Below are 25,671 nucleotides of genomic sequence, written 5' to 3' on the forward strand. Positions count from 1 at the left end.
ATGCCCGATCCGTCATTGGAATTGGAACGCCTGATTGATGCTTTGAGGGTGCACTTCAATGCTGCCCGTGACAACGATCCCGATTCGGATCAGGTCTATGAAGCCGAGAGCGCTCTTGAAGATGCGTTTTTCCGTTACGACAACGCGCTCTTCACTGCCTACGAGGCAGAGCTGCCATTGGACATCGTTGATGATGAAGAAGACGACGATGAAGATGATGACGGCTTAGATGATGAGCTCGACGATGACGAAGAGGACGAAGAGGACTACTTCGACGACGATGAAAACGAGTTCGAAGAGTTTTCTATAGATGACTAGTGGCGTCTGCCAGGGCTTCTTCTATTTGTCTTGGCAGCGTCAAAGTGTCCGCCCGCAGATCTATCTGTAGCTGAGCGGGGGTTCGTGCCCCCACAATCGCAGATGATACCTGCGGGCGGTCGCGTACCCAGGCTAGAGCGACTTCGGCTGGCGACCTCTCTAGTCCATTTGCTGCAGTGATAACGGCATCAACTTTGCGGCGTGAAGCCTCATCTAAGTAAGGAGCGACATAACCAGCAAGATGTTTTGCAGCAGCCCGCGAATCGGGAGGGGTAGAGGTAGCATACTTGCCAGTTAATACTCCTCTTCCCAGCGGTGCCCAAGCCAGTAGGGAGGCGCCTGAGAAATCGAGCGCATCGATGGCTGCGTCCTCTATATCGCGATTGAGAAGTGAATACTCATTCTGTAGACACACAAGTGGAATTGGGCTACGGGCGGCAAGGTAGGCGAACTGCCAGGCACGTAGATTGCACCAACCGACATATCTAGCCAGCCCTGTCTGCTGGATAGTTGCGAGTGCACTTAGAGTCTCGCTAATTGGTACACAATCATCCCAAGATTGTACGAGCAACAGGTCAACATAATCGGTCTCAAGACGTTTCAGCGAAGCGCGCAACGAAGAGAAAATAGATCCGCGAGAGGCATCAACTCTCCCAGCATTTACTCCGACCTTTGTAGCAACTACTACCTCGTCCCGTTCCCCAGCTATTAACGGGGCTAATGTTTTTTCAGCAAGCCCGGCGCCGTATCCGGGTGAGGTATCGAAAAAGTTTCCCCCGGCTTCCCGGAAAAGGTCATAGCAGCTGGCAGCATCGGCGGCGTCGGTGTCTCGGCCCCAATTCAGTGTTCCGAGTCCAAGGGTGGAAACGCGCAGCCCGGATTTACCTACAAACCGATAGTCCATATCTGCAAGCTTACGCGAGATCGATACCATAGGGCCATGACACAGAAGGCGAACACCACTGAAATTGCAGGTCTGCTCTTAGACATGGACGGCACGATAGTTGATTCGGAACCCTACTGGATAGCCTCGGAACGGGAAACTATGAATGCCTATGGAAAGGTGTGGCAAGACCGCGACGGACAGCAGCTAGTTGGAAAAGCAATCCGTGTGGCCTCCCAGATAATGATCGATCAGACGGGGATTGAGGCTTCTGCCGAGGAAGTATCCAATCAGATAATTTCGAACATGGAACGACACTACGAACGCTCAGGTGCTCCATGGATCGCAGGAGTTCGCGAGAGACTCCGGGAGTTCGCTGCCGCTGGAGTGCCAATCTGTATCGTTTCGTCTAGCCCGGCTGTTTTGGTAGAGGCAGTTGCCAAGGATGCGCCGGACAAGACGATTGTTGCCACGGTGGCAGGCGATGAGGTGCAGTCTTGTAAGCCGGACCCGGAACCGTATTTGACGGCTGCAAAAAAACTAGGGATTGATATTAAGAAGTGCATCGTTGTTGAGGACTCTAATTCGGGTTTGCAGGCTGGAATTGCCTCGGGCGCGAAGGTCGTGGCTGTCAAAGGAGTCGCGAAGATCGACGACTACGAGGGGATCACATATCTAGATTCGCTAAGCAGTCTTGATCTGGACGCAGCACGAGCTTTAATCAGCAGCGCTGAGTAGGTGCGCGGTTGCGTCCTCGGGCTGAGGTGGCTCCGTTCCTCCGAAGGCGGGGCAATAATCTTTAAAAGCACACCATCTACACAGCGGTGATCTACGAGGCCGAAATGCATGTTGTCTTGCAGCTGTTTCTATCTGGTTCCAGATTCCAAGGACGCGTTCTTGCATCTGCTCGACCTGCTGAGGGGTGGGATCGATGGTAAGTACCTTGCCATCTTTTAGGAAGATTAGCTGCAACCTAGCAGGCAGTGCCCCTCGATCTGATTGCCACATCATGGCGTAGAAAAGCATCTGGAAGATCTTGTCGTCTTGGAAGCGAACAGAGGGCGATTTGCCGGTTTTGTAGTCTACAATCCGCACCTGCCCAGTGGGCGATAAATCGACACGGTCTATGAATCCGCAGACGTTAAGATTGCCAATTTTTGTGCGGATGAACTGCTCCATGGCTGCTGGCGCCAGCAATTGTGGATTTTCAATGCGGAAGTAGCTTTGTAACAGGCTTCTGGATACTTCTAGCAGTTCTTGTTCAGCTGCCTCGGTAGGCACCACTTGCCTTGCATACTCCTCCTGAGACAGTTTTTCCCATTCCGGTCCCAGTAAAGAAAACGCATGCTCCTGGGTACGCCCCTCTGGAGCCTGCTTATACATCTGCTCGAGCACTGCGTGTACCAGGGTGCCACGCAAAGCTGCTTCAGAAGGTGGATCAGGCAGCTTGTCGATTGCTCGATAGCGGAACTTCAGAGGACAAGATACGAAATCCAATGCGCGCGAAGGAGATAGGGCAAAAGAACTCATGGTCATAAATTAGCGCAGCTGTATGTCATATGGCGTTCGGGCCGCCTTAGCCCCTATAAAAAACAATATTGGGCGTTCCTAATTCGAAAGGTTTACCGACCACAGATACGATGGGGCAATGGAGTCAAAGAAGGTGCAGCACAGAGCCCGTGCACAATTTAAGGTTGGGGAACTTGTCCAGCTGACCGATCCGAAGGGTCGGCTGCACACGATTCAACTTAGTGAGAAGGGTTTCTTCAATTCCTCTCGGGGCTCCTTCCCGCATTCTGCCCTAATCGGAAAGCCTGAAGGCACAGTAGTTACGGCACGAGAGGGAACCGAATTTCTGGCCCTTCGCCCTCTATTGAAGGACTACGTTCTTTCTATGCCGCGTGGGGCTACCATCATTTATCCGAAAGATTGCGCTCAGATTGTGCAATACGCTGACATCTTTCCGGGTGCCCGCGTGCTAGAGGCCGGTGTAGGTTCGGGCGGGCTGTCAATGTCACTGTTGAGCGCCATTGGGGCTGACGGCAAGCTAACCTCTATCGAACGTCGTCAGGATTTTGCCACCATCGCGAAAGCTAATGCGGATATGTGGTTTGGTTACCGTCATCCGGCGTGGGACGTTCAAGTAGGAGATTTTGAACAGGTTGCCCCCACTTTGGGAAGTCACTGTTGGGACCGGGTCGTATTGGACATGCTGGCACCGTGGGAGTGCTTACCTGCCGCTTACGATGCGCTGGTTTTTGGCGGAGTTCTTTGTATTTACATAGCTACTGTTACACAGATGTCACGCACCATAGAAGCGATGAAGAATCAGCAGAAGTGGGTTGCGGTGCACGCTTGGGAAACGACGGAGAGGCAATGGCATGTCGAAGGGCTGTCAGTACGTCCGGAGCATTCCATGGTGGGACACACCGGTTTCCTAATTACCGCTCGCACGTTGGCGCAAGGACAGAAGCCACCACGTCGGGGACTACGGCCAGCACCAGCTGCGAAAGGACAGGGGGGCCAGTGGGACCACGTTGACACCTGGGAAGCTAAGGATCTTGGGGAACGCACCATTGCAGATAAGAAAGTCCGGAAGGTAACGCGAGACCTAATGCGCCGAGCAGAGCTGGCGGGATTGGAGGATCCGCATGAGTGAGGCTGAAAGTGATACGCATAGGCAGATCGTTTCGCTAACCGAAAAGAACGGTCGTCTTTCCAAAGCGCTACATGCTGCCAGGGGGCAGCTCGCAATGATGCGTAGCCAGCTGGAGCAGATAACGAAGCCCCCGGCTCAGATTGCGACGTTGGTGGCAATAGAATCTGATGAGTTGGAAGTGCGTTTAGGAGCAAAGCAACTGCGTGTCGGATATGCGCCCACAGTAGACCCAACGGAGCTGAGCGTGGGGATGAGAGTCCGATTGAGCGAGGATCTTATCGTGCTGGGGTCGCTTGGCTATCCAGCCGAGGGCGAAGTGGCTACGGTTCGCGAAACCTTGCCAAGCTCTCGAGTTGTGGTTGCCACAAGCACTGGGGGAGAAAAAACTCTGGTCTTGGCAGGCCGTTTGCGGCATGGAGGAATTACCTCAGGAGACTCCGTGCTCGTCGACGCGAACGCAGGTACAGTGTTCGAGAAGTTGATTCGAGAGGACGTAGAGCAGCTGCTAACTCCTTCAATTCCAGACGTTACCTACGCCGATATTGGGGGATTAGACGATCAAATTGAGCGGGTGAGAGATGCCGTCGAACTGCCTTTCAAGCATCCCCAGCTGTACACGTCTTTCGGGCTTAGGGCACCCAGAGGAATTTTGCTGTACGGTCCTCCGGGATGCGGTAAAACTCTGATCGCGAAAGCCGTGGCTAATTCACTTGGCAGTGCTAAGGAGCCAGCCTGCTTCTTGTCGGTCAAAGGTCCAGAATTGCTGAACAAGTTTGTAGGTGAAACTGAACGGCAGATCAGAGCATTGTTTGCCAGGGCTCGCTCTCTTGCGGACTCCGGTCGAGTTGTGGTGATCTTCTTTGACGAAATGGAGGCACTATTCAGAACCAGAGGTAGCGGTATCTCTTCTGACGTAGAAACTATGATCGTGCCCCAGCTGCTCGCCGAGATGGATGGGATGGAATCGCTCGATAATGTCATTATTATCGGGGCCTCGAACCGGGAAGACATGATTGATCCGGCAGTTCTACGCCCTGGTAGATTGGACGTCCATATTCGGATTGATCGACCCAGCGAGCAGGGTGCCAGCGAGATTTTGCGGATCCATCTTCCCGACTCGCTGCCATCGCAAGAGCCCGTCGCTAAGTTGCGAGAGCTCGCTATGGAACTGCTCTACGACAAGTCTGAGCGTACAGAAATATTTGCCGTGGAGACCTCGTCTGCACCTCGTAAACAGATTTATTTGGCGGATACCGTAACGGGAGCAACCATCGCTGCCGTTGTCGAAGCAGCCAAACGGTTGGCAATTAAAGACGCGTTGGCCGGTAAAGGGCAGGCAATGACCGCCGCTCACATTCGAGCAGCCGTCCAAGAGCAAGTATCTTCTGCCCGTGAGATGGGAGGAGCTGCACTAGCCGAAGAATGGATGGGTATGTTCGGTGCAAAGGTCACTAAGATAATTCCGTGGGAGGGCCAATGAGGCTAATCGGAACAGAGACCGAATATGGGGTAAGTGATCCAACGGATCCGCATGCTGGCGCCATCGCTCTTTCAGCTGCGGCCGTAAATGCTTACCGTGAGGCTTCGCGAGTTGGCGTTGATTGGGACTATGCCGGAGAAGATCCTCTAAATGACATGAGAGGAATGCGGCTAGATAGAGCTAGTGCCCACCCCTCTCAACTAACTGACGATCCGCTTCGGCCAGCTCCCAGCGGAGATTTTGAATACCTGGCACGGCCTTCAGAGGCCGAGAGGAAGTTAGTGAGGGCGCCCGCCCTCGCGATGGGAAATGGCGGAAGAATGTATGTTGACCATGCCCATCCCGAATATTCCTCCCCAGAAACTACCACTGTAAGGGAGGCGGTTCTGTATGACCGAGCAGGGGAAGCGGTAGCTCGCAAGGCCATACTCCAGGCTGAACGAGACGGACAGAACCTTGCTCTTTACAAGAACAACGTAGATGGTAAAGGTGCCTCCTATGGCTCCCATGAGAACTACTGTCTGAAACGAGAAGTCCCGTTCGAAGACGTAATTGAGGTGCTGCTACCGCATTTCTTGACGCGCCAGATCATTTGCGGTGCTGGAAGAGTGGGGATTGGGCAACGCTCTAGCAAGCCTGGTTTCCAGATCTCTCAGAGGGCAGACTACATAGAGAACGATGTTGGCTTGGAAACTACTTTTAATCGGCCGCTTATTAATACTCGTGACGAGCCACATGCTAGCGCTGATAAGTGGCGTCGCCTGCACGTAATTGTAGGAGATGCCAACATGCTGGACTACTCCATCTTGTTGAAGCTAGGAACTACCTCTCTAGTCTTGAGCTATCTTGAAAGCGGGGGAGGCGGCCTAGAGCTTGAAGCAATAGGGATCAGCGGCGACCCGGTTCCGTATGCTGCTGCAATTTCGCATAACTTGGGTTTGGACATGCGAATCCCAGTTCGGTCTGGTGCGGAGTTGACCCCGGTTGAACACCAGCTAACTCTTGCCGAACTAATAGGGGAGGCACTCTCTAAGCGCGGACTGCTGGAGGGCGAAAATAAGCAAATACACGACCTCTGGGTTGAGACCCTTGAAGATCTTCGCTCTGACCGAAAACTTGCTGGCAGACGAGTCGAATGGGTGGCCAAATACAACCTAATGGAGGCAATGCGCAAGCGCAGAAACACTGACTGGGATGATCCCGTCTTAGCGGCGATGGATTTGCAGTGGTCCGATTTGAGGCCGGGAATGTCTCTTGCCCACAAGATGAGCAAGAGAGTTGACCACCTATTCACTGAGTCGCAGATTGAAGAAGCTGCCATTAAGCCGCCGAGCGAGGGACGAGCTAGGTTGCGGGGCCATGCTGTGCGCGGCCTAGTGCAAGTTATAAAAGGATCTTGGGGCAGTCTTGTAATAGATCCCGGTGGAAAACAGCTACTGCGCATGCGGCTACCCGAACCAGATGAGCGAGACAACGAAGAAGCAGTAGAAGCTGCTCGCCGGGGTGAAGCTGAGGGATTCATTGCCAAAATGAGGAAGGAAAAATAGTTTCGATGCAAGAACAGATTTACGGTGGCAAAGACGAAAACGCAGAAGAGGGCGGACAGATTCATGTCTCCGCACAGCAAAATGACCAGGGGATCGATGATCTGCTAGACGAAATCGACTCCGTACTGGCTACTGATGCCCAGTCCTTCGTCCAGGGGTTTGTGCAAAAGGGCGGACAGTGACTCGCAGAGTTATCGGTATAGAAACCGAGTATGGCATTACTTGTGCTTCCACTGAGGGCGGCAGACCACCTCTTGACGCTGAACACGCTGCAAGAGAACTCTTCGCTCCTTTAATGGAGAAGGGCAGATCCACCAATCTGTTCTTGGAAAATGGAGGAAGACTCTACCTAGATGTAGGTGCGCATCCTGAGTATGCCACTGCTGAGTGTGATCGGTTGGCCGATCTGGTCGCTCAGGATCAAGCGGGCACTAGTATGCTGTCCGATTTGGCCGCGGCAGCGAATAAGAAATTTGCTAGCGAAGGTATCCCTGGTCGAATCCACCTGTTCAAGAACAATCTGGATTCTGAGGGCAACTCGTGTGGGTGCCACGAAAACTATATGTTGCACAGGCGCGCCGATTTTCGAGCGATGGCCGATTCGTTAGTTGCGTTTTTTGTAACCAGACAGATTCTTACCGGGGCAGGCTGGTTGAGTGCCGAGGGGCAATACGCGTTTTCGCAGAGATCAGACATCATGTGGGATGCTGTGTCATCTGCTTCTACCAGGTCTAGACCAATAATTAATACCCGTGATGAGCCTCTTGCCGATTCTGACCTATATCGACGCATGCATGTCATTGTTGGAGACTCGAATGTGTGTCAGACAACTACTTGGCTAAAAGTAGGCATGACTCACTTGCTCCTAAATGCGATTGATCAAGGGGTGAAGATTGATGCTCTCGAGATCTCTGATCCCATGCGCGCAATCAGACAGATAAACCATGACCTAACGGCAACTGAAAAGTTTGAAATGAGTACCGGTAAGGCAATGAACGCCCTCGATGTGCAGCGTTCCTTCCTTGACTATGCGGCTGCGGCGGATCAGTCTGATACCCCAGAAGCTAGGGATATTCTGACGTTATGGGACAAGGTGCTGACCTGCCTTGCAAAGTCAGATTTGGAACCTCTGCGCACCCACATAGATTGGGTAGCCAAGAAAGCACTCCTTGAGCGGGCCAGCACTCGCCACAAATTACCGTTGTCTTCACCAGTCATTGCCAGATTAGATTTGGCATACCATGACATAACTGATGCTGGAATCGGGCAGGTAATGGTGCGAAAAGGATTGCTTAGTCAGGTTGTGACTGAAGAAAAAGTGCAGGCAGCGAAGGTGGCTCCTCCGAAAACTACCCGAGCTTGTTTGCGCGGAGCCGCAATTGGAGCAGCGAAAGCGATGCGGCGAGATCTTTCAGCCGACTGGTCGCATCTTCGCCTGGATGACGGTTCACACGGCACAATTGGACTGGGTGATCCACTCAAAACTCAGGATGACCGCGTTGACCAACTAATTTGCGATATAGAAGGGTAGCAAGTGGGAGCGCACTCATCGGTTGCGACCGGAAGAAGAAGAGCCAGTTTGTCGTGGCAGAAAAGATTGCTGCGAATGTGGCCGGCATTTGCTGTAGCTGCAGTCACCATTGTCGCTATCGTCCTCGCAGTGTTTGTGTTGCCGGGTGGAGATGCTAAGCCTCGTACCCTAAAAGTCGAAGGCAGGCTTGGGGCTGCTCCGGTTGCAGAGTTTCCCATCCCGTATCCAGAGGGAAAACAGAAGGTGAGGACGACGATCCGTGGCAGTGGCCAGGTCGTAAAACCGGGCCAACCTGTACTACTAAACCTCACCGTGTTTTCTGGAGAAACTGGCGAGATCTTGTCACCGGATTCACGACCGCAGCTTATTCAGGCGAGCGCTACAACTGACGACTTAACGAGAGAAATGGCTCCTCTGGTAATAGGACGAACAGAGGGGTCACGAGTAGTTGTTTCTAGACCTGCGAAACGCTCGGGCAAAGATACGATGGAAATTGCGGTGCTAGATATTCTTCCCACCGCAATTATAGGCGAAAAACTTGATCCACCTGGGGCGCCAGCAAAAATAGCAATTGAGAACTCTTTACCACAGCTCGTTTCCCGTGTGGATAAGAGCCCAGACAGCCCCTATTTGGGAGTACTGGTTAAGGGCGAGGGAAACCAGATTTCCTCAACCGATAAGGTAGTCGTCCAATATGGGGTCTGGAATTGGTCGGATAAAAAGCAAACCGCCTACACCTGGCAGAACGGGCCACAACTGGTGGATATAGCGAAGACTTTTCCAGGTGTGAGAGAACTGGTGGCGGACCAAACATTGGGGTCGCGTTTATTGCTAGTCATCCCAGCTGACCAGGCGAGTGGAACGGATACCCTGATAGTGGTCATGGATCTTCTAGCCCAACCAGATCAGGCAAGAGCAAGACAGAAAGAGGCCAGAAAGTAAGACGGGACGAGCGGGAAAAGTAAATACCCTGTTTAATAGGTGTTTACCATCTTGGCTTTTATAGGACTGCTTCAAGCACAAAGGGGACACTATGCAGTTTGAAACTTGGCCCAGCGAAGACGAATTTTTGGAGCTGGCGAAGAATAGGCGTGTAGTTCCTGTTGTGCGAAAAATAATGGCTGACGAGTTTAGCGCGATTGGCCTTTATCGGAAACTTGGGTGTGGAGGGCCAGGCACCTTTCTTCTAGAATCAGCCGAATTCGATGGGTCATGGAACAGGTGGTCATTCATTGGCGTGCGTTCCCGCGCGATACTGAGTGCCATCGATGGGCAGGCGAGGTGGCATGGTGAGGTGCCGGAGGGGATCCCTACGACGGGACCTCTACTAGCAACCTTGCGGCAGGCTCTTTCCGTTCTGAAAACAGAGAAGATTCCTGGCTTACCCCCCTTGACCGGAGCTTTCGTGGGGTCACTGGGATGGAACACACTTACTGAATGGGAACCTGCTGGAAAGGCTGAAACGCCCTCGGAATTTCCCATCCCAGACGCGACTTTGGCCCTTGTCGGAGAGGTCTGCGCGGTTGACCACTACGATGGCTCCGTATGGCTTGTCTCTAACGCGATCAATTTCAATGGCGAGCAAAGTGGTGCCAAAGATGCCTATGAGCGCTCTCTTCAGGCCATAGAGCAGATGCAGGAGCAAATATGCGAGCCGCTGAAACCGCAGAACTGGCAGGTTGGTACAGAGAAAGGTGAAATCCGCCAGCGGGTGGGGGAAAAGGCATTCGAGGAAATGGTGGTGCGCGCCAAGGAACATATTCGCGCAGGGAATATCTTCCAAGTGGTGTTGTCCCAGAGAATCGACATGGATACGGATGCTGATCCACTCCTCGTGTACAGAATGCTCCGTCAGATAAACCCGTCCCCGTACATGTACTTGCTCAACATGCCGGGTCCCAAGGGCAGCTTTGCAGTAGTAGGATCCTCGCCCGAGACATTGATGCGACTCGAAGAGGGCATCCTGACGACCTTCCCGATTGCGGGATCGCGTCCTAGAGGGAAGACGCCGGCGGAAGATCTACAGATGGAACAGTCTCTGCTGGCAGACGCGAAAGAGCGCGCCGAACATACGATGCTTGTCGATTTATCGAGAAATGACCTATCGAAAGTATGTGACCCGGCAACGCTAACCGTCGACGACTTCATGTCTATCAAGAAGTTTTCGCACATTATGCATATTTGCTCCACGGTTAGCGCTAAGCTGCTGCCGCAGATGGGCGCGCTTGATGCCTTTACCGCCACTTTCCCCGCGGGCACCTTATCTGGTGCACCTAAGCCGCGAGCACTGCAAATCATTAGTGAATTTGAACCTGCCCAAAGAAACGTGTTCGGCGGTGTAGTTGGCAGATTGGATCTTGATGGAGACGCCGATTTAGCGATTGCGATTCGGACAGCGGTTATTTTCGACGGAACCGCTTCAGTACAGTCCGGAGCTGGCATAGTCGCCGATTCCGATCCACATACCGAATATATCGAAACTCGTAATAAGGCAGCTGCGGTTCTTCAGGCAGTCCGGCTAGCCCAAGGGGCACGGTCTTTGGACACGGATAGGGCATAACCGAAAACCTGGGTACCATTAGCTAAGACGGAAGGACTCCAACTGTGAACGTACTTGATGACTTAGTTGCAGCGGCAGTAGCTGACGCCAAAGAGCGGGAAGCCCACGTCAGCTTAGATCAGCTCAAGCAGCGTTGCTTGAAGCAGCCAGAGGCCTTAGATGGGCTTGCAGCTCTGCGAGGGGATGGGGCAGTATCAGTAATTGCAGAGGTAAAGCGATCTTCGCCCTCGAAGGGCCCCATTGCCAACATTGCTGATCCAGGCGCATTAGCTAGCCAGTACGAGGCCGGTGGAGCCTCAGTCATCTCATGCCTAACTCAGCGGTACAAATTCAATGGGTCGTTGGCAGACTTTTCAGCGGTGCGTTCGGCCGTCGATATTCCTGTCCTAAGGAAAGACTTCATTGTTACCCCTTATCAGATTCATGAAGCCAGAGCCTACGGCGCCGATTTAGTATTGCTCATCGTTGCGGCGCTCGAACAAAATGCGCTCGTGTCGCTGGTTGAAAGGGTACATTCGCTGGGAATGACAGCTTTGGTTGAGGCTCATTCTCGGCTTGAGGCCCTACGCGCCCTCGACGCTGGGGCAAAAGTGGTCGGCGTGAATGCCCGCGACCTAACCACGCTAGAGGTGAATATGGACAATTTTGCGCAGATTGTGGACATCATCCCTGAGCGGGTTGTTGCGGTGGCCGAATCCGGTGTGTCCAGCCCTTCCGATGTACGCGATTATGCTGCGGAGGGAGCTGATGCGGTGCTAATTGGTGAGGCATTGGTGAAGAGTTCCAGTCCACGAACCGCTGTAGCCGAGATGGTTGCAGCCGGCGCACACCCAGCGCTGGCTAAGTCTAGAAATAGAAGAGTAGGAAAGGATTTCTAAAATGGCGAAGGTGCTGCAGGGGCCGTTCGTAGACGGCCCGTACTTTGGCGATTTTGGTGGTCAGTACGTAGCTGAGCCACTGATGGGTTTGTTGGAAGAAGTCCAGACTGCTTGGTACAAATTTCGTGAGGATCCAGCTTTTATCGCTGAGTTAGGCGAGCTAGCTAAGAATTATACTGGTAGGCCCTCCTTATTGACCGAGGCACCTAGGTTTGCGGAGCACTGTGGACGCGTCAGGGTTTTCTTGAAACGAGAAGATCTGAATCATACCGGGGCTCATAAGATCAACAACGTACTTGGGCAGGCGCTGCTTGCCAAGCGTATGGGCAAGAGCCGTATTATCGCCGAGACCGGGGCAGGGCAACACGGTGTTGCTACCGCTACCGCTGCAGCCCTAATGGGGCTCGACTGCACCATATATATGGGAGCTGAAGACACTAGGCGACAGGCACTAAACGTTGCCCGTATGGAATTGTTAGGTGCACAGGTCGTTTCTGTGACAGCAGGATCGTGCACCCTGAAGGATGCTATCAACGAGGCTTTCAGGGACTGGGTAACCAACGTAGGTAGCACTCTGTATCTCTTTGGGACTGCTGCAGGGCCTCATCCATTCCCAACGATCGTCCGCGATCTGCAACGGATCATCGGTGATGAGGCGCGTGAACAGATCCAGCAACAAATTGGGCGTCTTCCAGATGCGGTTTGTGCTTGTCTAGGAGGAGGATCTAATGCGATTGGTATGTTCACCGCGTTCCTGGACGACAAAGATGTGGAACTTATCGGCTGTGAAGCCGGGGGAGACGGGGTTGAGACCGGGCGGCATGCCGCCTCGATCAACGGCGGCACCATTGGGGTTTTCCAGGGCTCGAGGGCGGACTTGCTGCAGAACGAGGACGGTCAGGTCATAGAGTCGCACTCTATTTCGGCTGGCTTAGACTACCCGGGCATTGGCCCCGAGCATGCCTACCTGGCGCATCAGGGACGTGAGACTTGCTATGCGATCACGGACAAAGAAGCAATGGATGCGTTCGCATTGCTGTGTCGCACTGAGGGTATCATTCCCGCTATTGAATCGGCTCATGCGCTAGCAGGCGCTATTCGATGGGGAAAGGTACAAGAAGAACAGGAAGGCGGGGAGCCTCCTGTAATAATTGTGAACCTCTCGGGTAGAGGCGACAAAGACGTAGAGACAGCCATGAGTTGGTTCGATCTTGGAAACCCGATTGAATCTGACGGATCTGGAACGGCGGCAAAGGCAGCGAAATGAAGAAAGCATCAGAAGCGATTAGGCAGGCTAACGAGCGCTCAGACGCTGCGATAATAGGGTATTTAACTACTGGATACCCAGACCTGGAGACGTCTATTGAGGCAGGAAAAGTACTTGCTCGTGCAGGTTTTGATGTCATCGAGTTAGGCCAGCCTTATTCCGATCCGTCTATGGACGGACCAACTATCCAAAAGGCGGCGGGTGCAGCGCTTGCGTCGGGAACGGTAACTGCAGATACGTTTACCGCATGTAGGGCGTTGGCTGAGGAGTCAGTAGCTGTCATGGTCATGACCTATTACAACTTGGTCTACCACATGGGGCTGTCGAATTATGCTGCTGCTCTTGCGGATGCAGGCGGATGTGGCATGATTCTGCCTGATCTGCCCCCAGAGGAGGCCGCAGACTGGGAGAAGGTAGCTGCTGCGCACGGTTTGGAAACGACGTTCCTCGCTGCTCCGTCCTCGCCAGAGCACAGGTTGAAAAAGATAGCCCAGTCCTCAACGGGGTGGGTATATGCTGCCTCGACGATGGGGGTGACTGGTGCACGTACCGATATTGACGCCTCTGCTCGGGGACTGGTCGATAGATGCCGGAAAGCTGGTGCGGAACTTGTAAATGTCGGGTTCGGAGTATCAAATGGCGCACAGGCTCGCAAGATTGGCCAATATGCAAACGGCGTGATTGTAGGTTCAGCTCTAATCAAGACACTCATGGATAAGCCTAAAGAACAGGGATTGAAAGATCTTGAGGCACTAGCTAACGACCTTGTGGCGGGCGTAAAGGGGGCGCGCGCTTGAGGGCAGCAATTCCTTCACCGTCTCAGGGCGTATGGCATCTGGGCCCGCTGCCAATTCGCGCTTACGCCCTCGCAATTCTTACCGGTGTTGTAGTAGCTATTTTGGTTGGACGAGTGCGGTACAAGAAACGTGGTGGGAACGATGAGCTTGTACTGGATACTGCCCTGTGGGCAGTCATTTTTGGGATCATAGGTGCTAGGGCATATCACGTTATTACTGACTGGCAGCTCTACTTTTCCGAGGGCGCGAATCCCTTAGATGCATTGAAAATTTGGAATGGCGGCCTAGGTATCTGGGGTGGTGTAGGAGCAGGAACACTTGCGGGAGCACTTTACCTTCGCAAAAGGGGAGTGGCTCTTGGCCCGTTTGCCGATTCTATTGCTCCAGGGATTCTACTTGCCCAGGCCATAGGCAGGTTGGGTAACTATTTTAATCAGGAACTGTTCGGCGGGCCTACAACTTTGCCATGGGGCCTGCAAATAGATCCCGTTCACCTGCCAGCGGGGTACGCTCCGGGAACCACATTCCACCCAACGTTCTTATATGAAATGTTGTGGAACCTTGGCGCGGCGGCATTACTTTTCTGGCTGGACCGAAAGAAGAAGTTTGCTGGTGGGCAAGTTTTTGCCCTGTATGTTGTGTTTTATGCCCTAGGGCGTGTCTGGGTGGAGATGCTCAGAATTGACAAAGCGCACATAATCCTTGGCTTGCGCTTGAATGTGTGGACTACCGCAGCAATAGCAATGGCCGGCATTGTTGCGTATATAATTTTGGGGCGTAAAGCGGCGGCTACTACAGTCCAACCTGAAGTAAGCGCCGCTCCTCAAAATGCTGGCGCAATTGCGCACGCGAAGGATATGACACGTTCTACCCAAATAGAGGAGGATAGGGATACGGTTGAGCAGCGTCTGCAGATAAATCAGACAGACAAGCTCGAAAACCGATAACCTTAGAACATGCGAAGAGCGAAAATTGTTTGCACACTTGGTCCGGCTACCGATTCGCCGGAAGAGGTTCAAGCGCTGGTAGACGCTGGCATGGACGTTGCCCGCATCAATCGGTCGCATGGTACTGCTGAAGAGCACGAAAAAGTCATTTCTAGCGTCCGAGCTGCTGCGAAGTCATCTGGCAGGTCGGTAGCTGTTCTTGTTGACCTACAGGGGCCGAAAATCCGCCTTGGCACCTTCAAGAACGGTAAGGAATTACTACACAAGGGCGACACCTTTACCATTACCACTCGAGACGTCGAGGGCACGGCCACTGAGGTCGGCACCACCTTTAAAGGGCTTCCCGGCGATTGCCGCCCTGGCGATGTCCTACTAATCGACGACGGAAACGTCTCGGTTCGCGTAACTGATGTAACTGAAACTGACGTTGTTACCTCGGTCGATGTTCCAGGCCACGTCTCGGACCACAAGGGACTGAATCTTCCGGGCGTTGCCGTATCGGTCCCCGCACTTTCTGAAAAAGATCGTGAGGACCTGCGTTGGGGCCTGCGAATTGGTGCCGATATCATCGCACTATCGTTCGTGCGTAGCGCTGATGACATCAAGGACGTGCACCAGATTATGGACGAGGAGAACGTCCATGTGCCTGTAATTGCGAAGATCGAAAAGCCTCAGGCAGTCGAGAACCTAATCGAGATCGTAAATGCGTTTGATGGCATTATGGTTGCTCGAGGTGACTTGGGGGTCGAGATGCCTCTGGAAGCTGTACCGCTTGTCCAGAAACGAGCGATCGAATTGGCACGTAGGAACGCCAAACCGGTTATTGTTGCCACTCAGGTATTTGACTCGATGATCCACAATCCGCGTCCTACTCGTGCAGAAGCCTCTGACTGCGCAAATGCCATCCTCGACGGTGCTGATGCGGTTATGCTATCCGGCGAGACTTCGATTGGTGCGTACCCAATCGAGGCTGTTCGGACTATGGCAAGAATTATCGAGAACGTGGAAGAACACGGTGGGGAGCGTATTGCTCCTCTAGGTTCTTACCCTCACACCCGCGGGGGCGTGATTACGAAGGCAGCTGCTGATATCGGAGAGTTGATGGACGTGAAGTTCATGGTTACGTTCACCCAATCCGGTGACACAGCACGCCGCCTATCCCGGCTGCGCAGCCCCATCCCTATGCTAGCCTTCACGCCTCTCGAATCTACTCGGGCACAGCTAGCAGTGTCGTGGGGATTGCAGACCTATCGCACGCCTGAAGTTCGCCACACTGACGATATGGTGCGCCAGGTCGATCAGCTACTGAAGGAATCGCATTTGGCAGATCCTGGCGACGATATTGTGATCGTTGCTGGCATGCCACCAGGAACCCCTGGATCTACTAATTCCATCCGCGTCCACACCATCTCTGAGGATTAGCGGTATACAGAAAAAGGACCAGCCTGATAGGTTGGTCCTTTTTCTATGCAAATCCACAGTTTTATAGGGGGCCACAAGGCTGTCGGGGGGCGCGGTTGAAGGAGCGAGGTCACCTTCTAAGAGGCCTAGAGGCTGCCGTAGCTTCTAGATTGTTGGGGGTACGCGCTTCTGTATACGTTAGGACCAGAACAGATAGGGTCAGTCCTTTGGAGCGCTCAATGAATGCCCCGGTGTCGGTAGAGGCGAATGGAGGCCAGTCCACCTGGCATTTGTTGGCATATTCTTCAAACTAATGCGTTTATTAAGCAAGAGATGCAGGTGCTTTCGCACCCGCATCCCTCAATATAGATGACTACTTACTAGCCGCAGCAAGAACCGTCGTTCTCGTGACCATAGGAGGAGTCCCCGTACATATCAATCAGTGCGCGCTCATTCTCAACGTCGCTGTTCGCCTTATCAAGCTTCTTCTGAAGCTCTGCAACATCCGCAGAAGCTGCATCTGCATTCTGCTTAGCGGTAGCTACTTCTGCCTCGAGCTGCTTGGCGTCGGCCTCAAGTTTGGCGTTGTCTGCCTTGGCCTTGCGGTAGATCGGTCCGTGGTGGGGGCAATCTACCATGTTGATGGACTCGATGTACTTGATCGTCTTTTCATTCTTGGCGATCTGTTCCTTCACACCGTCTAGCTTAGCTTGCGCATCGGCCTGCTTCTGCTGCGACGCTGCAAGAGCTGCATTAGCTGCGTCTAGCTGGTTCTTGATCTCATTGCGAGTATCGACTAGCTTATCCAGCTTAGATCGGGCGTCGACAGGAGACGGGGCGGGCCTAGCCGGTTCGGCCTTCTTGGGCTCTTCCTTCTTATCCGCCGGTGCGGGCTTGGCTGCAGAAGGCTTTTTTACAACCTTCTGAGGCTTGTGTGCTGCGGCAAGCTTTGCATCTGCTGCCTTGATCAGCTTTTGCAACTTGGCTTTCTTGGCAGCGAGCCTGGCGTTGTCTGCCTTGGCCTTGCGGTAGATCGGCCCGTGGTGGGGGCAATCTACCATGTTGATGGACTCGATGTACTTGATTGTCTTATTATTCTTAGCAATCTGCGCTTCGATCTTGCGCAGTGCCTCTGCTGCCGTCTGATGGCCAGGCGTACCGGCGTGCTTCGCGGTATGGGCTGCGGGGACTGAGTGACCAGAGTGTCCCGGCTGAGCGGAGCTGTGGTGCGGAGCCGCAGCATGATGCGTGGTGGCTGCTGGGGCTCCACCGTGACGTGCGGGCCGTGCGGCCGCGGCATGATGTACCGGGGACCCACCTACGCGGCCATTGCTAGCTCCAGCATGCGCCTTGCTTGCTGCACGTGATGGAGCCTTCTTGCCTTCGCAGCAGGATTTCTTCTTACCGGATGCGGTCGAAGCAGTGTGCCGTCCCGAAGTGGCCGCACCGCTATTCTTTCCGGAAGAAGATGCGTGGCGCTTGCCTTCGCAGCAAGACCTCTTCTTTCCGGCTGTGGATGCTCCTGCCTTCTTTGCGGCAGCAGACGCATGGCCCTTGCCTTCGCAGCAGGATTTCTTCTTACCGGTTTTGTTAGCGGATGAGGCTGATTTCACGGCCTCTTTCTTGTCCTTCTTCCCATCGCAGCAAGATTTCTTCTTCTTAGAAGAGGACGAGTCGGAAGCAGCTGCGGCAGAGCCCTTCTTATCTGTCTTCTGAGCGTCCTTAGTTGACTCTTTGTTGGTCTTGCCTTTGTCATAAGGCGCAGACGGGGTAGAGGCATCAGAGCTGGAATCGGTCTGTGCCTGCGCTGCAGAGGCCCCCTGATCCGAAGAAGAGGAAGGTGATGAAGAGACTGAGCAGCCGGTCAATGACATCAAAGAAATTAAGGCCATCGTCGCAGTAGACATTAACAAACAGCGACTATTTTTCATGGGGTAGTCTTTCTGTATTGAGATAGGTTAGAAGAACGTCTCGGAATCGCCATAGTGAGTCTATGTAATTCCGAAATATTCCACTTGTGAAAATCAGCAGCTACAGGATTACCACAGCTAAAGGGGATTTTCCAGATGCGACTACTAAAAATGCAACAAAGAATAAAATGCTTAAATGAATGAAATATTCAGGCCGAATAAAACGGTACGCGCAGTTGCCTTATTTAGTCCTAGGTCGTACTAAGTCTACTATTACTTAAAACATGCTTAGGGGGTTAAAAATGAAAAATTGCGCTGTAATGTAGCAGGTGTGGAAGAGGGGGTGGGAGGGAGCGCTTTTGTTGGGCAGCCGCAGAGAATAAAAGGCGTGGGGCTTATGTAGCCTGCCCCACGCCTATTTTTATTATTCTCCGACTTGGTCAATAACCGCGTCTGCGACTTCACGCATCGACAAGCGACGGTCCATTGAGGTCTTTTGGATCCATCTAAAGGATTCTGGCTCTGTCATTCCCATGCGGTCCATTAGTAGGCCCTTGGCGCGGTCGACGGCCTTCCGGGTCTCGAAACGCTCCGTCATGTCCGCTATCTCTTCTTCTAGGGAGATAAGCTCAGCGTGTCTAGAGAAGGCGATTTCAACGGCAGGTAATAGCTCGGCTGGCGTGAACGGCTTCACGACGTAAGCCATAGCTCCAGCGTCGCGAGCTCTTTCAACTAGTTCTGTCTGAGAAAAAGCTGTGAGCATTACCACTGCGCAGCTAAGTTCTGTCATGATCTTCTCTGCAGCTGTTATGCCGTCCATCTTAGGCATCTTGACGTCCATGACACATAGGTCAGGCTCTAGCTCAAGTGCCTTCTGAACTGCTTCTTCACCGTCTGCGGCCTCGCCTACAACCTCGTAGCCGGCGTCCACCAATGTTTCGACAATGTCCAGTCGGATGAGCGCTTCGTCCTCAACTACCAAGACCTTACGGCCGTTGGATTTGCTGGATTCCGATTTCAATTTAGATTCAGTCACCCTTATACTCTAATATGTTCCAAGGAAGTTTTCTTCCATGGCTCAGTGGCCCAACTGGCAGAGGCGGTCGACTCAAAATCGGCATGTTGTGGGTTCGAATCCCACCTGAGCTACCAACAAGGACCAATTGGCTCCTCGGGTGCAATGATTGAGTAGCGTATTGCTAGCTATATTTGCCAACCCGCGTCCGGTTTGTGAGTAAGCTCCTGATTTTACGTTGACGTAGGTTCTCAGCATGTGGGATGTGTTCTTGAGGGAGAAATTATGGATTCGAGAACGGCTCACGGCAAGTCAATGTAGTTGACGAGTCTTGATTTTCTCCTTTTGGTTGGTGAGCTATCGCCATGGTGTCCGCGGATAGTTAGCGGGGTGCTGAGTTCTCTGGCATATCGAGGCCGGCCGCGAGCGTGCGAAGAGGATTTGTACTTAGGTGGGCGGTGTGAGCCCGACTGTGTCTGCCGAATCTTTGCAACCTATTAATCTCTCGTCATCTTTTTCCTGTGACGGCCGGTGAATTTGTCTATGTGGGACAGCTTGCCGGAAGGCGTAGTGTCATATTGAGGGCGACAGGCATCGATTTATCTTAGTTTCTATATTCGACACTTACTGCATAAGTAACTGCTTTCTAAAATAGGTAAATTGCCAAGATGCATTCAGAATCTAAAAGGCTAAGTCTCGTGGCAGCAGCTGCACTGGTTGTCGTATCAGCGGTATGGGGGTCTACTTTTTTCATCATTAAGGACCTGGTAAGTATTATTCCGCCGTTAGATTTCCTAGGTGTGCGATTTTTCCTGGCAGGAGCCATAATAGCGATTTTTAGAATCGGCTCGCTCCTAAGGGTGAACTGGCGAGTTTGGCGAAGGGGAATGATTCTAGGCTTGATTTACGGCCTTGCACAGGTTTGTCAGACTATCGGATTGGGCTATACCCATGCCTCTGTATCAGGCTTTATCTCTGCAACTTACGTAGTGCTAACGCCCGTGGTTCTTTTCGCACTCTTCCGCACTCGCATACCACCGATTACCTGGCTGGCTGTCTTTCTTGCAACCGTTGCTTTGGGAGTGCTTAGCTTACAAGGCCTGTCCGCCGGTACAGGGGAAGGGATCACCTTTATTGGAGCTCTGTTCTACGCGTTGCACATTGCTTTGATGGGGTACTGGGCACCCAAGGGGAACCAGGTTGAGCTAGGCACGATACAGCTAATAACCCTCGGCATCTTCTGCACAATTTGCGCCTCTGGCGGTGGCATTGTGCTTCCCAGCGGAGGCAAGCAATGGTGCCAAATGCTGTATATGGTCATTTTTGCCGCGGTGCTGGCAATCGTCACTCAAACCTGGGCGCAGTCACATATCAGCGCCACGGCTACAGCCTTGATTCTGACTACGGAACCGTTCTTTGCGGCTGCATTCGCCATAGCTTTCGGGGGTGAAAGGTTCACCTTCCGTCTTGCTCTGGGAGGAGCGCTGATGATCATAGCTATGGTAGTTTCAGAAATTGGCCCAAAGTGCAGTTATTCGTGGAATAAGTGGCGTAATTCGAAGGCTGCAGCGAAGCAATCGGTGTAGGCGGGTAGCGCCCGGACCTACCCAGTGCTGACTGGATGAAAAGGAGCTTGGGGCTAAGCGGTCTGAATATGCGTGCAGCCTCCGCCGCTTAGCCTCTCACTTTTCATCTATCGGGATAAAATGTCCGGTCATACGCCCGCAGGCTGTCAGTTGGTCATCTTCGTCATAGATCTTTACGGCATAAACTGCCTGGCTTCTACCAATGCGAAGAGCGCTCGCTACCGCTTTCACCTTATTTGTGGTTGCGGGGCGAAGATGCGATACCGATAGCTCTGAGCCGACCGCTGCCATTCCCTTGGGAGCGGCATAGGCAGCTGCCAAAGAGGCGGCGGTTTCGACTAGGACTGCATTAGCTCCACCATGCAAGATCCCCATCGGCTGTGTGTTTCCGGCTATATCCATCTCTACTTCGGCACGCTCGGCGCTGTAGCTAACAGCTTTTATTCCCATCCGCTCCATGAGCGTTCCGTCCCAGTTGGGTTCGTCTAATTCCTTCATAGCTAATAGGCTTTCATATGTGAGCAAGCAACGCCTACTTCTTCTAGATGGTCATTCGGTGGCCTTTCGCGCCTTTTTCGCCCTCCCCGCAGAGAATTTCCAGACTGCGACGGGCCAGTACACTAACGCGATTTACGGTTTTACTTCGATGCTAGTGAGAATGCTGCAGGAGGAGCAGCCCGATTACGTCGCCGTAGCTTTTGACGTATCCAGGAGGTCGTTCCGGACGCGGGTTTATGAGGATTACAAGGCCGGCAGAGCTGAGACGCCGGCTGAGTTCAAGAATCAGATTCCCCTGATAAAAGAGGTCCTAGAGGCAATTGGGATCCGTTGGTTTGAGAAGGAAGACTACGAGGCTGACGACATAATTGCGACATTCGCGCGGATGGGGCGCGAAGACGGACTAGAGGTACTTATCTCTTCAGGAGATAGAGATGCCTTCCAGCTGATCACTGATCAGGTAACTGTGCTCTATCCGGGCAAATCGATGTCGGATCTTAGGCGAATGACTCCCGCAGCTGTGGAGGAAAAATACGGGCTACCGCCTGAGCGCTACCCACACCTTGCCGCGTTGGTGGGCGAAAGTGCAGACCATCTTCCAGGAGTACCTGGGGTAGGTCCGAAGACGGCTGCGGGGTGGATCAATAAATATGACGGTCTTGAGGGCGTTTTGGAAAATGCTGACAAGATTGGAGGGAAACGTGGGCAAGCGTTGCGTGAGCACGTTGCCGATGTCAGGCGAAATAGGCAGCTGAACCGGCTCGTTGATGATCTGGATCTTGGGGTAGGTATTTCAGATCTGAAAATGGCGCCCGCCGATGCGAAAGAGATTACTCGTCTTTTCGACACGCTAGAGTTCAACAGATTGCGCTTGAAAGTCCTTGATGCAATAGGCGAGGGCGCTGAGGTTGAAGAGGCGAAGCCGCTTAGTGAATTGGAGATAGTCCTTTCTTCTGACTTGCAAGGGGGGATTAAGAAGTGGCTTACAAATTTGTCCCCTGGCATTCCTGTTGGCATCGCCGTGACGGGAACTCGTCAACCCGGTAGAGGCGAGGTAGATAAGCTTGCGCTCTGCCAAGGAGAGAAGGCTGTCCAGGTCGATATTGCTGATCTATCAGAGGCTGAATTTGCCGTTCTGAGGGATTGGTTCAAACACCCGACTGAGCCTCTCGTTGCCTCTGATGGTAAGGGGCTGGCACACGCGCTGAAGGGGAGTGGCATCAAGCTTGGTCCCCTCAGCTCGGATGTGCAGCTTGCGGCGTATCTTTGCAAGCCGGACGCTCGTTCATATGAGACCGCGCTTCTAGCTAGTTTGTACCTGAAGCGTGAAATAGAAGCTGCTCCAAGGCAGGAGGGACTGCTTCAGATTCCTGGCGAAATCGACGATGCCCTAGCCGAGGAAGCACGGACAATCGGCGACCTCTACGCGCCCCTAAACGATCAGTTGCGTTCCCGAGATGCTGTTGATCTGATGAACAATCTGGAGTTGCCGATTCAGCGCCTGTTGGGGCAGATGGAAGATGTCGGCATCGCGATGGATCTTGATGAGCTCGCAACTCAATACGATTCGCTTAGTGCTGAGGTAGACCAGTTGGCGGAAGATGCCTTCGCGGCGATTGGTCATAAAGTTAATCTTTCCAGTCCTAAGCAATTGCAGGTTGTCTTATTCGACGAATTAGACATGCCTAAGACTCGTAAGACAAAGACGGGCTACACCACTAACGCAGAAGCTTTGGCAGAACTATTTGCGAAGACTCATCACCCATTCTTAGAGGCGCTTCTTGCGCATCGCGATCGCATAAAGCTTCGTCAGACCGTGGAGGGGCTGCGGAAAGCGGTCCAGGAAGATGGGCGCATTCACACGACGTTCCAGCAAACAGTCGCTGCTACCGGTCGCCTGTCGTCGACAGAGCCTAACTTGCAGAATGTTCCTGCCCGTACGCCTATGGGGATGGCTATCAGAGGCGCGTTTATTCCGGGAACCGGATATGAGTCACTCTTGACTGCGGATTACTCGCAGATTGAGATGCGACTAATGGCGCATATGTCAGGTGATGCGGCACTGTTGGAAGCTTTTGCGGAGGGCGAGGATATCCACCGCACCATGGCGGCGATGGTTTTCGGAACTGCTGCTGAGGACGTAACTCCGGCCCAGCGCTCCCAAGTTAAGGCAACTTCCTATGGTCTCGCGTACGGACTATCTGCATATGGCCTATCCAGACAATTGGGAATCGACGTGCCCGCGGCGTCCGCACTAAGGGATAGGTATTTCGAACGTTTTGGTGGCATACACGAATACCTAGAGTCGTTGGTTCGTGCTGCCCGCAAGGATGGGTACACGCAAACCATTCTTGGTCGCCGCCGGTATCTGCCGGATTTAACTTCGAGTAACAGGCAGCGGCGGGAAATGGCAGAGCGGGCGGCCTTAAACGCTCCCATTCAGGGATCGGCAGCAGACATTATCAAGCTGGCCATGTTAAAGGTACATGAAGCCTTGGAACAGCAATCTCTTCGCTCGAGGGTACTGCTACAGGTACATGACGAACTAGTGGTAGAAGTTTTCCCTGGTGAAGGAGAGAAGGTAGCGGAATTGATCAGGCAGGCGATGGCTGAACCTATCAAGCTTGACGTTGCTCTTGAAGTCTCGGAAGGGAGAGGGCCAACCTGGCGAGATGCAGCTCACTAACGGCTTCAATTGACGAAATGGCGGGCATTCATGCTAATCTGAACAGCGGTGTGTTTTAGCACCATGTCCATATTGTCAATCTGTCCATTTCGGAGTCTATAAACCATATGACTACCCCTAGCAAGCCGCAGATCGAGCAGGTCGCGGTAAACGACATCGGGTCTGAAGAAGACCTACTCGCCGCAATCGACGAGACGATCAAGTACTTCAACGATGGCGACATCGTCGAAGGCACTGTTGTAAAGGTCGACCGAGACGAGGTTCTCCTCGATATCGGTTACAAGACTGAAGGCGTAATTCTTACGCGCGAACTATCAATCAAGCATGACGTTGATCCCGATGACGTTGTTGCAGTAGGGGACCAGATTGAGGCCCTTGTTCTTCAGAAGGAAGACAAGGAAGGCCGCCTGCTTCTATCCAAGAAGCGCGCCCAGTACGAGCGCGCTTGGGGCTCCATCGAGAAGATCAAGCAGGAAGATGGCGTCGTCACTGGTACTGTCATCGAGGTTGTCAAGGGCGGCCTGATTGTAGACATCGGTCTGCGCGGCTTCCTCCCGGCCTCTTTGGTAGAGATGCGTCGTGTGCGTGACCTGCAGCCTTACGTAGGTCGCGAGATCGAGGCTAAGATCATTGAACTAGACAAGAACCGCAACAATGTCGTCCTGTCTCGCCGCGCATGGCTTGAGCAGACCCAGTCTGAGGTTCGCTCTTCCTTCCTGCAGACTTTGCAGAAGGGCCAGATTCGCAACGGCGTCGTCTCCTCTATCGTCAACTTCGGTGCGTTCGTCGATCTGGGCGGCGTAGACGGCCTGGTCCACGTGTCGGAGCTGTCTTGGAAGCACATCGATCACCCGTCCGAGGTCGTCGAGGTTGGCCAGCCTGTAACCGTCGAGGTGCTGGATGTCGACATGGATCGCGAACGCGTGTCCCTGTCCCTGAAGGCTACTCAGGAAGATCCGTGGCAGGCATTTGCCCGCACCCACGCCATTGGCCAGGTCGTTCCGGGCAAGGTCACCAAGCTTGTTCCCTTCGGTGCGTTTGTCCGCGTCGAAGATGGCATCGAGGGTCTTGTGCACATTTCCGAGCTGGCGGTGCGCCATGTTGACCTACCCGATCAGGTCGTCAAGGTTGGCGAGGAGATCTTCGTCAAGGTAATTGACATTGATCTAGACCGTCGTCGCATCTCGCTGTCGCTGAAGCAGGCCAACGAGGGTGTGGATCCGAACTCTGAAGATTTCGATCCGTCGCTGTACGGTATGGCTGCCGAATACGACGAAGAGGGTAACTACAAGTACCCCGAGGGCTTCGATCCTGAGACTAACGAGTGGCTTGAGGGCTACGAGGCTCAGCGCGAAGCCTGGGAGAATGAGTACGCCGCGGCACAGTCCCGCTGGGAGGCTCACAAGGCTCAGGTCGCTAAGGCTCTCGAAGCCGATCGCGAAGCTGCCGCTGAGGCTCCGATCGAGGAAACCGCTTCTTATTCCTCCAGCGCTGATGACGCAGCGCCGGCGGACAACGGCGGTACTCTAGCTTCCGACGAGGCGCTTGCTGCGCTCCGCGAGAAGCTGACTAACAACTAGTCTTAGATAGAAGGCCCCGGACTTACGGTCCGGGGCCTTTTTGTATGTATTCCAAACCTTGAGATATACAAGAATGATTTTCTAATCAGAAATAGGCTACTGGATTCTAGGGCGCATGTTTACTTCCG

22 protein-coding genes and 1 tRNA gene are annotated in these 25,671 nt (G+C 53.2%); 18 read left to right on the top strand and 5 right to left on the bottom strand.

The features are described from left to right. Positions 1-318 carry a hypothetical protein gene (locus AC1EKG_RS00065; RefSeq protein WP_004805408.1) on the top strand — a complete coding sequence of 106 codons (318 nt, stop codon included), beginning with the start codon at positions 1-3 and terminating at the stop codon, positions 316-318. Here AC1EKG_RS00065 and AC1EKG_RS00070 read toward each other — a convergent pair. Further along, a complete protein-coding gene (locus AC1EKG_RS00070) occupies positions 305-1,222 on the bottom strand; it encodes an aldo/keto reductase (RefSeq protein WP_040314831.1) in 918 nt (305 codons plus the stop codon). The two genes, AC1EKG_RS00065 and AC1EKG_RS00070, sit on opposite strands and share 14 nt — an antisense overlap. 36 nt (positions 1,223-1,258) lie before the next feature. Here AC1EKG_RS00070 and AC1EKG_RS00075 point away from each other — a divergent pair, with 36 nt between their 5' ends. Continuing rightward, the gene (locus AC1EKG_RS00075; RefSeq protein ID WP_004805403.1) at positions 1,259-1,939 is read left to right on the top strand and encodes an HAD family hydrolase; all 681 of its coding nucleotides are present in this window, start codon (positions 1,259-1,261) and stop codon (positions 1,937-1,939) included. On the opposite strand, the gene AC1EKG_RS00080 is transcribed toward AC1EKG_RS00075, so the two are convergent. Further along, positions 1,919-2,731: a RecB family exonuclease gene (locus AC1EKG_RS00080; RefSeq protein WP_160309230.1), complete on the bottom strand. Its 813-nt coding sequence runs from the start codon at positions 2,729-2,731 to the stop codon at positions 1,919-1,921. The two genes, AC1EKG_RS00075 and AC1EKG_RS00080, sit on opposite strands and share 21 nt — an antisense overlap. Before the next feature lie 118 nt (positions 2,732-2,849). On the opposite strand from AC1EKG_RS00080, the gene AC1EKG_RS00085 reads away from it, so the two are divergent. From AC1EKG_RS00085 to pyk, 12 genes are all read left to right on the top strand, one after another. Further along, positions 2,850-3,860 carry a tRNA (adenine-N1)-methyltransferase gene (locus AC1EKG_RS00085; protein ID WP_048707296.1) on the top strand — a complete coding sequence of 337 codons (1,011 nt, stop codon included), beginning with the start codon at positions 2,850-2,852 and terminating at the stop codon, positions 3,858-3,860. Further along, positions 3,853-5,340, top strand: a complete 1,488-nt coding sequence (gene arc / locus AC1EKG_RS00090) for a proteasome ATPase (protein ID WP_004805397.1) — start codon at positions 3,853-3,855, stop codon at positions 5,338-5,340. Before AC1EKG_RS00085 ends, arc begins: the two co-directional genes overlap by 8 nt. Next, on the top strand, positions 5,337-6,887 hold the full coding sequence (gene dop, locus AC1EKG_RS00095; RefSeq protein ID WP_004805395.1) for a depupylase/deamidase Dop: 1,551 nt from the start codon (positions 5,337-5,339) through the stop codon (positions 6,885-6,887). The genes arc and dop overlap by 4 nt, the downstream gene beginning before the upstream one ends. 5 nt (positions 6,888-6,892) lie before the next feature. Continuing rightward, positions 6,893-7,069: a ubiquitin-like protein Pup gene (locus AC1EKG_RS00100; protein ID WP_004805393.1), complete on the top strand. Its 177-nt coding sequence runs from the start codon at positions 6,893-6,895 to the stop codon at positions 7,067-7,069. After that, on the top strand, positions 7,066-8,418 hold the full coding sequence (pafA, locus tag AC1EKG_RS00105) for a Pup--protein ligase (protein ID WP_481067698.1): 1,353 nt from the start codon (positions 7,066-7,068) through the stop codon (positions 8,416-8,418). The genes AC1EKG_RS00100 and pafA overlap by 4 nt, the downstream gene beginning before the upstream one ends. A gap of 3 nt (positions 8,419-8,421) precedes the next feature. Then, positions 8,422-9,360, top strand: a complete 939-nt coding sequence (locus tag AC1EKG_RS00110; RefSeq protein ID WP_004805389.1) for an FKBP-type peptidyl-prolyl cis-trans isomerase — start codon at positions 8,422-8,424, stop codon at positions 9,358-9,360. A gap of 91 nt (positions 9,361-9,451) precedes the next feature. Beyond that, entirely contained in the window at positions 9,452-10,978 is a 1,527-nt protein-coding gene (locus AC1EKG_RS00115; RefSeq protein ID WP_004805388.1) for a chorismate-binding protein, read from the top strand. A gap of 44 nt (positions 10,979-11,022) precedes the next feature. After that, positions 11,023-11,856: an indole-3-glycerol phosphate synthase TrpC gene (gene trpC, locus AC1EKG_RS00120; RefSeq protein WP_004805386.1), complete on the top strand. Its 834-nt coding sequence runs from the start codon at positions 11,023-11,025 to the stop codon at positions 11,854-11,856. Between the two features lies 1 nt (position 11,857). Beyond that, positions 11,858-13,123 (top strand): tryptophan synthase subunit beta, encoded by a 1,266-nt coding sequence (gene trpB, locus AC1EKG_RS00125; protein ID WP_004805384.1) that lies wholly within the window; start codon positions 11,858-11,860, stop codon positions 13,121-13,123. Then, the gene (trpA, locus tag AC1EKG_RS00130; RefSeq protein ID WP_004805382.1) at positions 13,120-13,920 is read left to right on the top strand and encodes a tryptophan synthase subunit alpha; all 801 of its coding nucleotides are present in this window, start codon (positions 13,120-13,122) and stop codon (positions 13,918-13,920) included. Before trpB ends, trpA begins: the two co-directional genes overlap by 4 nt. Continuing rightward, a complete protein-coding gene (gene lgt / locus AC1EKG_RS00135; protein WP_004805380.1) occupies positions 13,917-14,867 on the top strand; it encodes a prolipoprotein diacylglyceryl transferase in 951 nt (316 codons plus the stop codon). The genes trpA and lgt overlap by 4 nt, the downstream gene beginning before the upstream one ends. A gap of 9 nt (positions 14,868-14,876) precedes the next feature. Further along, positions 14,877-16,289: a pyruvate kinase gene (gene pyk, locus AC1EKG_RS00140; protein WP_004805379.1), complete on the top strand. Its 1,413-nt coding sequence runs from the start codon at positions 14,877-14,879 to the stop codon at positions 16,287-16,289. 359 nt (positions 16,290-16,648) lie between these two features. On the opposite strand, the gene AC1EKG_RS00145 is transcribed toward pyk, so the two are convergent. Both AC1EKG_RS00145 and AC1EKG_RS00150 read right to left on the bottom strand, forming a co-directional pair. Beyond that, positions 16,649-18,175: a hypothetical protein gene (locus tag AC1EKG_RS00145; protein ID WP_004805377.1), complete on the bottom strand. Its 1,527-nt coding sequence runs from the start codon at positions 18,173-18,175 to the stop codon at positions 16,649-16,651. Between the two features lie 427 nt (positions 18,176-18,602). Beyond that, positions 18,603-19,214, bottom strand: a complete 612-nt coding sequence (locus AC1EKG_RS00150) for an ANTAR domain-containing response regulator (RefSeq protein WP_004805374.1) — start codon at positions 19,212-19,214, stop codon at positions 18,603-18,605. A 39-nt stretch (positions 19,215-19,253) separates the two neighbouring features. Between AC1EKG_RS00150 and AC1EKG_RS00155 the strand changes: the two genes are divergently transcribed. After that, positions 19,254-19,330 (top strand) — tRNA-Leu (locus AC1EKG_RS00155). A 531-nt stretch (positions 19,331-19,861) separates the two neighbouring features. After that, positions 19,862-20,779, top strand: coding sequence for a DMT family transporter (locus AC1EKG_RS00160; RefSeq protein WP_004805371.1), 918 nt, complete (start codon positions 19,862-19,864; stop codon positions 20,777-20,779). Positions 20,780-20,875: 96 nt separating this feature from the next. Here the strand turns inward: AC1EKG_RS00160 and AC1EKG_RS00165 are convergent, their stop codons facing one another. Then, complete coding sequence (locus AC1EKG_RS00165; RefSeq protein WP_004805370.1) at positions 20,876-21,277, bottom strand: PaaI family thioesterase; 402 nt, start codon at positions 21,275-21,277, stop codon at positions 20,876-20,878. Between the two features lie 19 nt (positions 21,278-21,296). On the opposite strand from AC1EKG_RS00165, the gene polA reads away from it, so the two are divergent. Further along, a complete protein-coding gene (polA, locus tag AC1EKG_RS00170) occupies positions 21,297-23,963 on the top strand; it encodes a DNA polymerase I (RefSeq protein WP_004805368.1) in 2,667 nt (888 codons plus the stop codon). Between the two features lie 107 nt (positions 23,964-24,070). Beyond that, a complete protein-coding gene (gene rpsA / locus AC1EKG_RS00175) occupies positions 24,071-25,543 on the top strand; it encodes a 30S ribosomal protein S1 (RefSeq protein ID WP_004805365.1) in 1,473 nt (490 codons plus the stop codon). Positions 25,544-25,671 lie beyond the last annotated feature (128 nt).

It is taken from the genome of Winkia sp. C0117E2 (assembly GCF_056590455.1).